Consider the following 12700-nt stretch of genomic DNA (forward strand, 5'->3'; position numbering starts at 1 on the left):
ACGAATGGGGCCGGACAGGCCGACCGGGGAGACGAATGACTCCGTCGTCCCTCCAACGTCCGAGGGTATGCCGGAGTGCCCACGACCCGCCCACGAACGTAGGGGGAGACGCCTCCCGCTGTCAGTGCCGAGGCTTAGACTTCGTCGCTGTCCCCCCAGACTGCCCGCAGCCAGTCGCCGAGTGTTTTCCATGGAGGCCACGCCGTGTCAAAGCCGCCGTTCACGCACCTGCACGTCCACACCCAGTACTCGCTGCTGGACGGTGCCGCGCGGCTCAAGGACATGTTCGACGCGTGCAACGAGATGGGCATGACCCATATCGCCATGTCCGACCACGGCAACCTCCATGGCGCGTACGACTTCTTCCACACCGCCAAGAAGGCCGGCGTCACGCCGATCATCGGCATCGAGGCGTACGTGGCGCCCGAGTCGCGGCGCAACAAGCGGAAGATCCAGTGGGGCCAGCCGCACCAGAAGCGCGACGACGTGTCCGGTTCCGGCGGCTACACCCACAAGACGATCTGGGCGTCCAACGCGAAGGGCCTGCACAACCTCTTCCGGCTGTCCTCGGACGCGTACGCGGAGGGCTGGCTGCAGAAGTGGCCGCGCATGGACAAGGAGACCATCTCCCAGTGGTCCGAGGGGCTCATCGCCTCCACCGGCTGCCCCTCCGGCGAGCTCCAGACCCGGCTGCGCCTCGGCCAGAAGGAGGAGGCGCTCAAGGCTGCCTCCGAGTACCAGGACATCTTCGGCAAGGACCGGTACTTCCTGGAGCTGATGGACCACGGCATCGAGATCGAGAGCCGGGTCCGCGACGGTCTCCTGGAGATCGGCAAGAAGCTCGGCATCCCGCCCCTGGTGACGAACGACTCGCACTACACGTACGCGCACGAGTCGGTCGCGCACGACGCGCTGCTGTGCATCCAGACCGGCAAGAACCTCTCCGACCCCGACCGCTTCCGCTTCGACGGCACCGGCTACTACCTGAAGTCCACCGACGAGATGTACGCCATCGACTCCTCGGACGCCTGGCAGGAGGGCTGCGCCAACACCCTCCTGGTGGCCGAACAGATCGACATCTCCGGCATGTTCGAGGCCAGGAACCTCATGCCGAAGTTCGAGATCCCGGACGGCTTCACCGAGATCACCTGGTTCCAGGAGGAGGTCCGGCTCGGCATGAACCGCCGCTTCCCCGGCGGTGTCCCCGACGACCGCCAGAAGCAGGCGGAGTACGAGATGGACGTCATCATCCAGATGGGGTTCCCGGGGTACTTCCTCGTCGTCGCCGACTTCATCATGTGGGCCAAGAAGCAGGGCATCGCGGTCGGCCCCGGCCGTGGATCCGCAGCCGGTTCGATCGTCGCGTACGCCATGGGCATCACCGACCTCGACCCGATCCCGCACGGTCTGATCTTCGAGCGGTTCCTCAACCCCGAGCGCGTCTCCATGCCCGACGTCGACATCGACTTCGACGAACGCCGGCGCGTCGAGGTGATCCGGTACGTGACGGAGAAGTACGGCGCCGACAAGGTCGCCATGATCGGCACGTACGGCAAGATCAAGGCGAAGAACGCCATCAAGGACTCCGCGCGCGTGCTGGGTTACCCGTACGCGATGGGCGACCGGCTCACCAAGGCGATGCCCGCCGACGTCCTCGGCAAGGGCATCGACCTCAACGGCATCACCGACCCCACGCACCCGCGCTACAGCGAGGCCGGCGAGATCCGGGCGATGTACGAGAACGAGCCCGACGTGAAGAAGGTCATCGACACCGCCAAGGGCGTCGAGGGCCTGGTCCGGCAGATGGGTGTCCACGCGGCCGGCGTCATCATGTCCAGCGAGCCCATCGTGGACCACGCCCCGATCTGGGTGCGGCACACCGACGGCGTGACCATCACACAGTGGGACTACCCGCAGTGCGAGTCGCTCGGCCTGCTGAAGATGGACTTCCTGGGCCTGCGCAACCTGACCATCATGGACGACGCCGTCAAGATGGTGAAGGCCGGCAAGGCCGTCGACCTCGACCTGCTGGCCCTGCCGCTCGACGATCCGGCGACGTTCGAACTGCTCCAGCGCGGCGACACCCTCGGGGTGTTCCAGTTCGACGGCGGCCCCATGCGCTCGCTGCTGCGGCTGATGAAGCCCGACAACTTCGAGGACATCTCCGCCGTCTCGGCGCTCTACCGACCCGGCCCGATGGGCATGGACTCGCACACCAACTACGCGCTGCGCAAGAACAAGCTCCAGGAGATCACCCCGATCCACAAGGAGCTGGAGGAGCCTCTCCAGGAGGTCCTCGCGGTCACCTACGGTCTGATCGTCTACCAGGAGCAGGTGCAGAAGGCCGCCCAGATCATCGCCGGGTACTCCCTCGGCGAGGCCGACATCCTGCGCCGCGTGATGGGCAAGAAGAAGCCCGACGAACTGGCCAAGAACTTCACCATCTTCCAGGCCGGCGCCAAGAAGAACGGCTACAGCGACGAGGCGATCAAGGCCCTCTGGGACGTCCTGGTCCCCTTCGCCGGATACGCCTTCAACAAGGCCCACTCGGCCGCCTATGGGCTGGTGTCCTACTGGACCGCCTATCTGAAGGCCAACTACCCGGCCGAGTACATGGCGGGTCTGCTCACCTCGGTCAAGGACGACAAGGACAAGTCCGCGATCTATCTGAACGAGTGCCGGCGCATGGGCATCAAGGTGCTCCCGCCCAACGTCAACGAGTCGATGTCCAACTTCGCCGCCCAGGGCGACGACGTGATCCTCTTCGGCCTCTCCGCGGTGCGCAACGTCGGTACGAACGTCGTCGAGTCGATCATCAAGTCCCGCAACGCCAAGGGGAAGTACGGCTCCTTCCCCGACTACCTCGACAAGGTCGAGGCCGTCGTCTGCAACAAGCGGACCACGGAGTCGCTGATCAAGGCCGGCGCGTTCGACAGCATGGGGCACACCCGCAAGGGCCTCACCGCGCACTTCGAGCCGATGATCGACAACGTGGTCGCGGTGAAGCGGAAAGAGGCCGAGGGACAGTTCGACCTCTTCGGCGGCGACGAGGAGACCAACGAGCCCGGTTTCGGTCTCGACGTCGAGTTCACCACCGACGAGTGGGACAAGGCCTATCTGCTCGCCCAGGAGCGGGAGATGCTCGGACTGTACGTCTCCGACCACCCGCTCTTCGGCCTGGAGCACGTCCTGTCCGACAAGGCCGACGCGGGCATCTCCCAGCTCACCGGAGGCGAGCACGCGGACGGCGCGGTCGTCACCATCGGCGGCATCATCTCCGGCCTCCAGCGCAAGATGACCAAGCAGGGCAATGCCTGGGCCATCGCCACCGTCGAGGACCTCGCCGGTTCCATCGAGTGCATGTTCTTCCCGGCGACCTACCAGCTGGTGTCGACCCAACTCGTCGAGGACGCCGTCGTCTTCGTCAAGGGACGCCTCGACAAGCGCGAGGACGTACCCCGGCTGGTCGCGATGGAACTCCAGGTCCCCGACCTGTCCAACGCCGGCACCAACGCGCCCGTGATCCTCACGATCCCCGCGCTGAAGGTCACGCCGCCGATGATCAGCAGGCTCGGCGAGATCCTCAGCCACCACAAGGGCGAGAGCGAGGTCCGCATCAGACTCCAGGGACCGAGCAAGACCACCGTGCTGCGGCTCGACCGCCACCGGGTGAAGCCCGACCCGGCACTCTTCGGCGACCTGAAGGTGCTCCTCGGACCGTCCTGCCTCGCCGGCTGACCGGCGGACACAGTGAGGGGCGCACCCGGTTCCGGGTGCGCCCCTCACTGTGTCCGGGCTTCAACAGCCCGCTGTTCAGCTGTCTGTCGTACTCAGTGGCGGTTCAGTGGCGCTCAGTTGTGGCCGAAGCGCTTCTGCCGGCCCTTGCGTGCCATGTCACCGGGAGTCACCTGGGTGGCGCGCTGCTCGGCCTGTGACTCCATCGAGGAGGACTTCGCCTGCTCGGTACCGCGCTCGGCCTGCGACGCCTGTTCGTGCGGGCGACTCTGCTTCTTGTTCTTGGCCATGGTGATCTTCCTCCTGAAGGTGATCTGGGGGCCAGAGACCGGAATCAGATTCACATGACCTGACAAAGCGCGCATGTCGGAGAATTACCGTGCGTAATGCCGTGCGTAATAGGGTCGAGTCGTGCGGTGGGACTCCCGGCCGACCCGGGGAACGCCACGCCGAAGATCGAGTTCGGGCCGTTAACCCCCGCGCGGTCGGGCAGACTCGAAGCAAGCCCGAAGCAAACCTCCCGGAAAGAGGGTGGATCGCGTGGACCGCTGCATCGTCCTGGTGGACGCCGGGTATCTGCTGGGGGCCGCCGCGAGTCTTCTCGCCGGAGAGCCCTCGCGCTCCCGCATCACCGTCGACCACCCCGCCCTCATCCAGGGCCTGCGAGAACGCGCCGAATCGGACACCGAACGGCCGCTGCTGCGTATCTACTGGTTCGACGGCGCCCCCGACCGGGTGCCCCAGCCCGAGCACCGCAGACTCCGCGTGATGCCCAGGGTCACCGTCCGGCTCGGCGCCCTGACCCGCAGCGACGGACGGTGGGCCCAGAAGGGCGTCGACGCCGCCATGCACGCCGAGTTGACCGAGCTGGCCCGCAACCGCGCCTGCTCCGACATCGTCCTCGTCACCGGCGACGGCGATCTGCTGCCGGGCATGATGGCGGCCAAGGAGCACGGAGTCGCCGTACACCTGTGGGCCGTGCAGGCCGCCGACGGTGACTACAACCAGTCCGAGGACCTGGTTGCCGAGGCCGACGAGCGGCGCGTCCTCGACCGTGTGTGGATCACCAAGGCCGTACGGGCCAAGGACCTCGGCGGGGTCTGCGCGCCGCAGCCGGCCCCCCGCCCCGAGATCGCCGCGATCCTGTCCGCGCCGCTGCCCGAGTCGGCGCACGCGCAGGCGGCCGGGCGGGACACCGGCGAGCAGCAGGAGCACTCGGCGGCGCCCGCCGAGCAGGACGGTGAGCAGGAGCGCGTACCCACCGCCAAGGGCGTACCGACCCCCAAGGACCTGGCCGCGCTGCGGGCCCCCGGAGCCCAGCCCGCCCAGCATCCCGCCAACGCGACCCTGCGCTGGTCCTCCGACAAGGGCTGGGTCGACCGGCCGGGCGTGGCCGCCGAGCCCCCCGAGATCGCCGCCATGCCGACGCTCGCCCAGCTCACCTCCGCCGAGCAGCGCTGGGCCGACCGCGAGGAGGACATCACCACGGTCGGCGGTGATCCGTACGAGGTCGGACAGGTGTTCTCGCGCCGCTGGATGGAACGCCTCCCGGAACCCGCCCAGGTGCAGAAACTGTCCACGATGTACCCCCGCATCCCGCACCGCATCGACGGCGAACTGCTGCGTTACGCCGCCCGCTTCGGCCTGCTCGCCCACAAGGACGACCAGATCGACGAGCACGACCGGTACGCGATCAGGGCCGGTTTCTGGCGCGAGATCGACGTCCGTACGACCGCGGAACACGCGCCCGCCGGGGAGTGAGCCGCCCCGCGTGGAAGGGCGTGGCGGGGGTTGGATTTCAGGCGGAGTCGGGCACCCCGTACTCTCGCCTTCGTGAGTACGCGCACGGCACACGCAGCCCGACACGGTGACGACGTCGTGTGCGCGGTGCGCGATCTCACCAAGACGTATCGGGCGGTACGCGGCCGACGCGGCGCCCCCGGAACACCCGAGGTGCAGGCCACCGACGCCGTCGACCTGGACGTCCGGCGCGGTGAGATCTTCGGCCTGCTCGGGCCGAACGGCGCCGGCAAGTCGAGCCTCGTCCGGCAGATCACCGGCCTGATGCGCCCCGACCGGGGCAGCGTCGAGATCCTGGGCCACGACGTCGTGCGCCACCCGGAGCGGGCGGCGCGCATCCTCGCCTACCTCGGGCAGGAGTCCAGCGCCCTCGACGAACTGACCGTCTCGCTCGCCGTCGAGACCACCGCGCGACTGCGCGGCCTGGAGGTACGGCAGGCGCGGGCGGAACGGGACGCGGTCCTGGACGAACTGGGCCTCACGACTTTGGCCGCGCGGCCCATCCGCAAGCTGTCCGGCGGGCAACGGCGGCTCGCGTGCTTCGCCACCGTACTTGTCGGGGAACGGCCGCTGCTCGTCCTCGACGAGCCGACGACCGGGATGGATCCGGTGGCGCGGCGGGCGGTGTGGTCGGCGGTCGACCGGCGGCGCGCCGAGCGTGGTACGACGGTGCTGCTGGTGACGCACAACGTGATCGAGGCCGAGACGGTTCTCGACCGGGTGGCTGTTCTCGACCGGGGGCGGGTGATCGCGTGCGACACCCCGGCCGGGCTGAAGGAGCAGGTGGCCGGTGAGGTTCGCGTCGATCTGGTCTGGCGGGAGGCGGCGCCGCTGCACGTCCCCGAGGTCGCCGCGCTGCGGGACCGGGCCGTCGAGTCCGGGCGCAGATGGACCTTGCGGCTGGCTCCCGAGGAGGCCCGCGCGGCTGTCGCCACCGTCACCGGCGGGGCCGCCTTCACGGCGCTGGACGATTTCACCCTGGCCACGCCGAGCCTGGAGGACGTGTACCTGGCGCTCGGCGGGAACGCGCAGGGGCTGGTGAAGGCGTGAGCGGCCCGGCAGGTATGACCGGTGTGAGCGCGGGGGGCTTCGGATCCGTACGGGTGGGTGTGCGGGCGCTGGTGGGGGAGAGGGCGGCTGTCGTGACCGGGACGAAGAGGAGCAGCTCGACGTGAGTGTCGTACCCGCCGAGGTGCTGCCGGGCAGCGCCCTGGCCATGGAGGAGACGCCCGCGCGCCGCGCGACGGCCGAGCTCGGGCCGCGTGCGCGGCTGTGGCCCGCGCTCGTCGCGGTGTACCGGGCGCAGCTGTCCCGGGCCCGGGTCGCGCGGATTCCGCTGCTGTTCGTGGCGACCTTCCAGTCCGTCGGGATCATGATCCTGATGCGGGGGGTCGTGGACGGGGACGGCGAGGCGCGCGCCGTGGTGGCCGGGGCCTCGGTGCTGGTCGTGGCCTTTGTCGCGCTGAATCTGCTCGCCCAGTACTTCGGGCAGCTGCGGGCCAGTGGTGGACTCGACCACTACGCGACGCTGCCGGTACCGCCCGCGGCCGTGGTGCTGGGAGCGGCGGGCGCGTACGCCTCCTTCACGGTGCCGGGGACCGTCGTCACGGCGGTGTTCGGGTGCCTGCTGTACGGGCTGCCGCTGACGCATCTGTGGGTGCTCGCCCTCGTGATCCCGCTCGCGGGGGCCGCGCTCGCCGGGCTCGGTGCCGCGTTCGGCCTGCTCGCGCCCCGGCCGGAACTGGCCACGCTGCTCGGGCAGTTGGGTATGTCGGCGGCGCTGCTGCTGGGGGTGCTGCCGGCGGACCGGATGCCGGGGGTGGTGCGGTTCGCGCGGGATCTGCTGCCTTCCACGTACGGCGTCGAGGCCTTCGCCCGGACCTTCGGGTCGGACCCCGACTGGGCCTTCGTGTTCGGTGACCTCGCCGTGTGCGCGGGGGTCGGAGTGGTCTCGCTGGCCGTCGCGACCTGGGCGTACCGTCGGGCGGCCGTCCGGTGACGCGCCGCACAGACGGGCCTGGCACGATGTCAGGGTGACCGCACCGCTGACTCCGCCTCCGCCGCCGCATCAAGAGCCCTCCCACGACCGTGACGAGGCCTCGCGGTCCCCGCAGCCGCTGCAGCAGCAGCCCTCGCTCCAGCAGGCCCCGGACGGCCGGTCCCGGCAGTTCTGGCCGGATCCGTCGGGGGGAAGCGGGTTCGCACCGGCGTACAGCCAGGACGGCCCCGGAATGAAGACCGAGCTGCGGGAGGCCGCCGTCGTCACGGTGGCTCTGGCGCTCGGTGGGGTGCTGCTCGGGCTGTTGTGGTGGTGGCTGGCGCCGAGTGTGCCGCTGGTCGGTGACATCGTCGAGAACCGGTGGATCGTGTACGTCAAGGACAGCGAGGGCGAGCAGGCGATGGGGGTCGACGGAACGTTCACTCTGCTGGCGTTGGCCCTGGGGACGGTGAGTGCGCTGGCGGCGTTCCTGGTGCGGCGGCGCGGGGGTGTGCCGCTGGTGGTCGCGCTGACGGTCGGGGGGCTGCTCGGGTCGGTGCTGGCGTGGCGGCTGGGGGTGTGGCTGGGGCCCACCCAGGATGTGCTCGCGCACGCGAAGGACGTGGGTAAGGGGGTCGCGTTCTCGGCGCCGCTGAAGTTGGGGGCGAAGGGGGCGTTGCTGGTGTGGTCCGTGGCGGCGCTGGTGGTGCATCTGGGGTTGACGGGGTTGTTCGGGCCCAGGGATCCGGAGCCCGAGGTCTATGGGCCGGTGCCTCCGGTCTGACCTGCGGTTTCTTCGCCCCTGCCGCCCCTACCCGTCTCATCCTGTACCTGGGGGCTGCGCCCCCGGACCCCCCTTGTCGCGCTGAAGGCGCTCGTCCTCAAACTCCCCCAGAGGGGGCCCCCAGACGGGCTGGGTGGTGCGGGTCAGGGCTGAAGGGCACCGCCTGTGCCGGCGGCCCCGTCGAGAGGTCACGCGCGGGCGATCGGGGCCCTTACCGCCTCGGTCAGGCTCGCGAGGTCCCCGGGGGACAGTTCGACCTCCAGGCCCCGGCGGCCCGCCGAGACGCAGATCGTGGCGTATGCGTCCGCCGACGCGTCCAGGACCGTCCGGAGCTTCTTGCGCTGGCCCAGGGGGGAGATGCCGCCCCTGACATAGCCCGTCGTGCGTTCCGCGAGCGTCGGGTCCGCCATCGACGCCCGTTTGCCCGACACCGCCGTCGCCAGCGCCTTCAGGTCCAGTTGGCCCGCCACCGGGACCACCGCGACAGTCAGTACTCCGTCCACGTCCGCCACCAGGGTCTTGAAGACGCGCTCCGGCGACACCCCCATCGCCTCGGCTGCCTCCTCGCCGTACGAGGGATGCGCGGGGTCGTGCTCGTACGCGTGCACCGTGTACGTGACGCCCGCAGCCGTCAGCGCCACCGTCGCAGGGGTTCCGCCCGACTGCTGCGGCTTCTTCTTCGCCATCCCGAGTCCTGCTCCCTGTCAGTTGAGACTTGTCGGGGCGCGCGTCAGTTCCGACGCCGGCAGCGACGGGAGGTTGCGGATGATCGCCGTCTCCGTGCGCAGGAGCTTCAGTTCCTCGCGGAGGCGCGACGACGTGTCCGGGGCCTGGAGCAGGCGCTGCTTGGACGGGGTGTCCAGCATCATCGCCGCCGCCACCAGATACGACACCACCGACGGCTCGTCGGGAAGGTCGGCGCCCGTCGACAGGGAGCGTTCCCGCGCGCCCGCCAGGCGCTTCTGATACTGGCGGAAGGCCCTCAGGACGCCTTCTGCCAGCGCGCCGGCCCCGTCACCGGCGGACTCCTCCAGCTCCTCCAGTTCCGCCGTCAGGAACGGGCCCGAGGCCTCCACCGACACCAGTCGTACCCGGGTCGTACCGGTGGCCAGGACCTCGAACGTGCCGTCCGCACGTTCCCTGATCGTCGCCGCGTCCGCCACGCAGCCCACGGAGTGGAACGCCTTGAGCAGGTCGTCGCCGAAGCCCGCCGTGGGCCCTGGTTCGGGCACCGCGGCCTGGTCGGGCAGGCCCTGTGCGCTGGGCGCCACCTCGTGGCCGTCGCGGATCGTCACGACGGCGAACCGGCGTGGTTCGTCCTCGGGGGTCTTCAGGAGTTCGCGCATCATGGCGCGATATCGCTCCTCGAAGATGTTCAGCGGGAGGACGAGTCCCGGGAACAGCACCGAGTTCAGCGGAAAGAGGGGCAGCCGAACAATGGTCACAACGGGAAAGCCTAGTGGTCGCCGGAGTGTGTGCGTCCGCCGTGCCCATTCCGGGGATGACCGGCGCAGGCCGCGCAGCGGGCGGCGGGCGCGTTCCGGCGGACCTCCTCGCGTGCTTCGAGGAACCCGCCGAGGGGGTCGTCCGAGAACCTGTCCCAGGGGAAGGACGCCGCGTACGGGCCGGTAAGGCGCAGTTGGAGGAGGGCGTCCTGCCAGCGGTCGAGTCCCACCAGGACGTAGGTCAGCAGGTTGCGCAGCTCGGCCGGCCAGGGTTCTGCCGCCGGCTGCGCCGCCGACAGGGCGACGGCGGCGTCCGCCGCCGCGTCCAGGCGGGCCCGGTCCACCACCGTTCTGCCGTCGTCATGGCCCTCGGCCAGACAGGCGAAGGCGGCGTGCAGGGGCAGCGCCCGGACGAGTGAACCGGGCGGGGCGTCCTGCGCTGCCCGCTCGGCGAAGTCGAAGCACTCGCGGTGCGAGCCGGATCCGCCCGAGGACCGGAAGGGGCCCGTGGACAGGTACTGGAGCGCCGCCACATGGCAGCCGTAGTGGTGCGGGGAGCGGCGTACGGCCTCGCCCCACAGCCTCTCGAACTCGCCGTGGGCCGCGCCGCTGCCCCGGGCCCGGTCCAGCGCGATGCGCCAGGGCACCGGGTCGCGCGGGTCGCCCGCCGCGGCGGCCTCGACCAGTGGGCCGGTCTGGTGGAGGAGCTCGGCGCGGGCCGGGGAGGCCCAGGCGCGGGTCACCGCCAGTTCGGCGCCGACCAGCACTACGCCCGGGTCGTCCGGGGCGGCGGCGCGCCAGGACGTGAACCACTCGGCGCGGGAGTGCGCGAACGCGGCCAGCCGGATCACGTACCGGTCGCGGTTCTCCCACTCGGCCGCGGCGCCGGTGGCGGCCAGCAGTCCGGCCGCCGGTCCGTACTCGCCCCGGCCCGCCGCGACGAGTACGGGACCGAGGCGGGCGTCGGGCGCGTCGAGCAGTACCTCGTCGTCGGCGGGCAGTCCGGCGGTGGCGAGGCGTGGAGACGGCGGAAAGTTCCGTTCCATCCTGGTGGCACGGAGGAACGCACGCAGCGAAGCCATGGTGTCGACCATTGAAAGGCGCAGGTCGGAGTCGCGCCAGAGCAAACGCGCACCCCGTTTTTAGTTGTACGGTCCGAGGTGAGGGGATGGTGAAGAAAAATGAGCCCTGTTCAGTTTCTGCGCAACAGCCGGGTCGCCCCCGCCGCCACCGTCGTCGCCAGCACCCAGCCCAGCATGATGATCGCCGCGGACAGCCACTGCCAGCCGCCGCGCAGCTGCCAGAAGCCGACCTGACCCAGGTCGATCACCGGGAGAAGCAGGTCGAGGGCGAAGAGGGAGGGGTTCCACGGCGGGTGCTCCCCGCTCTTCAGCGGCGGATGGCTCGCGTGCGCGAACGCCACCGAGGTCGCCGCCCACAGCACCGCCATCCACACGGCGGCCCGGCCGGGCCGGTACCCGTAGGCGACCGTCCAGTCCTGCACGTACCCCCACAGCTTCGCCGCCGGCGGCAGGGTCTCGCGGCGACGGCGCTGCTTGGCGAGCAGCACCTCGCGCGCGTCCTCGTCCTCGCCGCTGTTGCGCAGGACGGTGGCCAGCCGCTCGTACGGCTCCGGGCTGTACTCGGCGGTCGCCGCCGCCACCCACGCCAGCCGCTCCACCGGCGGGAACGGCCCCTGCGGTACGAGGTTCTCGTACGTGAAGCCGCCCATGTGCAGGTTGCCCGGTCCCGGCCAGCTGTCCGCCCGGTCCACGAGGTTGACGACCTTGGCGCCCGACAGCACCACCTTGCCGCGCTCCGGCCGCTCTCCGAGGAAGCGCAGCTCGGGCGTCTGTACCCGGAGCAGCGACAACTGCTGGTCGTCGGTGAAGACGAGACGGGCGCGTTCGAGATCGACGGCGTCGCCGAACCGGCCGTCGTCCAGCCGGATCCCGCCCTCGCACTCGAAGCGCTGGATGCGCGTCCCGCGCGCGGGGGTCGTGCCGCTGGTCAGGATGGGGTTCCAGACGCCCGCGGGGGTCAGATACAGCGTGCGCCCCACGGTCAGCTGGGGCGCGTTGAGCGCGAGCCTCCCGTAGGGGTTGGCGAGCCGGCTGCCGCGCAGGCTCAGCGACACGCCGATCGTCGCCCCGCGCAGGCTCAGCTCGCCGTGCGACTCCAGCATCTCGGCCTGGAGGTCCTGGCCGACGCTCATGCCGTCCGCGACGATCGAGCGCCCGCGCCGGTCCCGGTAGACGATCGCCTGGTTGAGCAGCAGGTCCGTACCGATCTGCGCGTCGGTGAGCCGTGCGCCGTTGTGGAAGCGGCAGCGGGGGAGGTGCAGATCGCCCTCGGTGTGCACCCGGGCCGCCTCCAGCCGCGGCACCGAGCAGTTCACCAGCCGTACGGTCGTGAAGTGGGCCTCCGGCAGGAGGATCTCCTTCTCGAACCGGCAGCTCTTCAGCTCGACGTACGGCACGACCGTGCCGCCCGCCAGATCCAGCGTGCCGTTGATCTGCACGCCGGTGAGCTTGAGGGACGCCACGCGCCCGGCGAGCGCCGGCGGGCCGTCCAGGAGCAGCCAGCACACGATGCGGGCCCGTACGGTGCGCTCGGCACCCCACGGATGGCCGCCGTGCGGATCGTCGACGACGCTGTCGCCGCTGCTCAGGTCGTACACGCTGCCATTGCGGAAGGCCAGCCACATGCCGAGCTCGGCAGCGCTCAGATCGTCCGGTGGTTCCCCCGTGTTCGCCGAGCCCCCCGTGCGGATGCCGGCACCCTCTGTCACGACTTTTCCTACTCCTCCCCGCGTCAACAAGCACTACCAGCGGGTTTCGTACAACCGTTCTGCCCGCTCAGTAACTCTCTGAACTCAAGACGGGAAGGTGATCTTCCAAGTTCCCGTGCGGGGGTTCGCAACGCTCTGTATCAGCCACTGATACGCGCGAACGGCGC

10 protein-coding genes are annotated in these 12700 nt (G+C 70.2%); 5 read left to right on the plus strand and 5 right to left on the minus strand.

Annotated elements, in window-relative coordinates; translation table 11 throughout:
• Positions 1-204: 204 nt before the first annotated feature.
• The gene (gene dnaE, locus G3I56_RS25605) at positions 205-3738 is read left to right on the plus strand and encodes a DNA polymerase III subunit alpha (RefSeq protein WP_164412800.1); all 3534 of its coding nucleotides are present in this window, start codon (positions 205-207) and stop codon (positions 3736-3738) included.
• A gap of 113 nt (positions 3739-3851) precedes the next feature.
• On the opposite strand, the gene G3I56_RS43300 is transcribed toward dnaE, so the two are convergent.
• Positions 3852-4025, minus strand: a complete 174-nt coding sequence (locus G3I56_RS43300; protein ID WP_203690633.1) for a hypothetical protein — start codon at positions 4023-4025, stop codon at positions 3852-3854.
• A gap of 250 nt (positions 4026-4275) precedes the next feature.
• Between G3I56_RS43300 and G3I56_RS25610 the strand changes: the two genes are divergently transcribed.
• From G3I56_RS25610 to G3I56_RS25625, 4 genes are all read left to right on the plus strand, one after another.
• Complete coding sequence (locus G3I56_RS25610; protein WP_164412802.1) at positions 4276-5496, plus strand: NYN domain-containing protein; 1221 nt, start codon at positions 4276-4278, stop codon at positions 5494-5496.
• 117 nt (positions 5497-5613) lie between these two features.
• Positions 5614-6585, plus strand: coding sequence for an ABC transporter ATP-binding protein (locus tag G3I56_RS25615; protein ID WP_164412935.1), 972 nt, complete (start codon positions 5614-5616; stop codon positions 6583-6585).
• A 121-nt stretch (positions 6586-6706) separates the two neighbouring features.
• Complete coding sequence (locus G3I56_RS25620) at positions 6707-7534, plus strand: ABC transporter permease (protein WP_164412804.1); 828 nt, start codon at positions 6707-6709, stop codon at positions 7532-7534.
• Positions 7535-7568: 34 nt separating this feature from the next.
• Positions 7569-8297, plus strand: coding sequence for a hypothetical protein (locus G3I56_RS25625; protein ID WP_164412806.1), 729 nt, complete (start codon positions 7569-7571; stop codon positions 8295-8297).
• Positions 8298-8485: 188 nt separating this feature from the next.
• On the opposite strand, the gene ybaK is transcribed toward G3I56_RS25625, so the two are convergent.
• The 4 genes from ybaK to G3I56_RS25645 all read right to left on the minus strand — a co-directional run bounded on the left by ybaK (position 8486) and on the right by G3I56_RS25645 (position 12533).
• Positions 8486-8983, minus strand: a complete 498-nt coding sequence (ybaK, locus tag G3I56_RS25630) for a Cys-tRNA(Pro) deacylase (RefSeq protein ID WP_164412808.1) — start codon at positions 8981-8983, stop codon at positions 8486-8488.
• An 18-nt stretch (positions 8984-9001) separates the two neighbouring features.
• Entirely contained in the window at positions 9002-9742 is a 741-nt protein-coding gene (locus G3I56_RS25635) for an LON peptidase substrate-binding domain-containing protein (RefSeq protein WP_164412810.1), read from the minus strand.
• Positions 9743-9753: 11 nt separating this feature from the next.
• Positions 9754-10836, minus strand: a complete 1083-nt coding sequence (locus G3I56_RS25640; protein ID WP_164412937.1) for a hypothetical protein — start codon at positions 10834-10836, stop codon at positions 9754-9756.
• A gap of 98 nt (positions 10837-10934) precedes the next feature.
• Complete coding sequence (locus G3I56_RS25645; RefSeq protein WP_164412812.1) at positions 10935-12533, minus strand: oxidoreductase; 1599 nt, start codon at positions 12531-12533, stop codon at positions 10935-10937.
• Positions 12534-12700 lie beyond the last annotated feature (167 nt).

Source organism: Streptomyces sp. SID12488, assembly GCF_010548275.1.
GTDB lineage: Bacteria > Actinomycetota > Actinomycetes > Streptomycetales > Streptomycetaceae > Streptomyces.

What these genes read in the sequence shown, in the direction of transcription:
- ybaK (WP_164412808.1), bottom strand. Translation starts at nt 8,983, where the DNA reads ATGGCGAAGAAGAAGCCGCAGCAGTCGGGCGGAACCCCTGCGACGGTG.
- G3I56_RS43300 (WP_203690633.1), bottom strand. Translation starts at nt 4,025, where the DNA reads ATGGCCAAGAACAAGAAGCAGAGTCGCCCGCACGAACAGGCGTCGCAG.
- G3I56_RS25640 (WP_164412937.1), bottom strand. Translation starts at nt 10,836, where the DNA reads ATGGTCGACACCATGGCTTCGCTGCGTGCGTTCCTCCGTGCCACCAGG.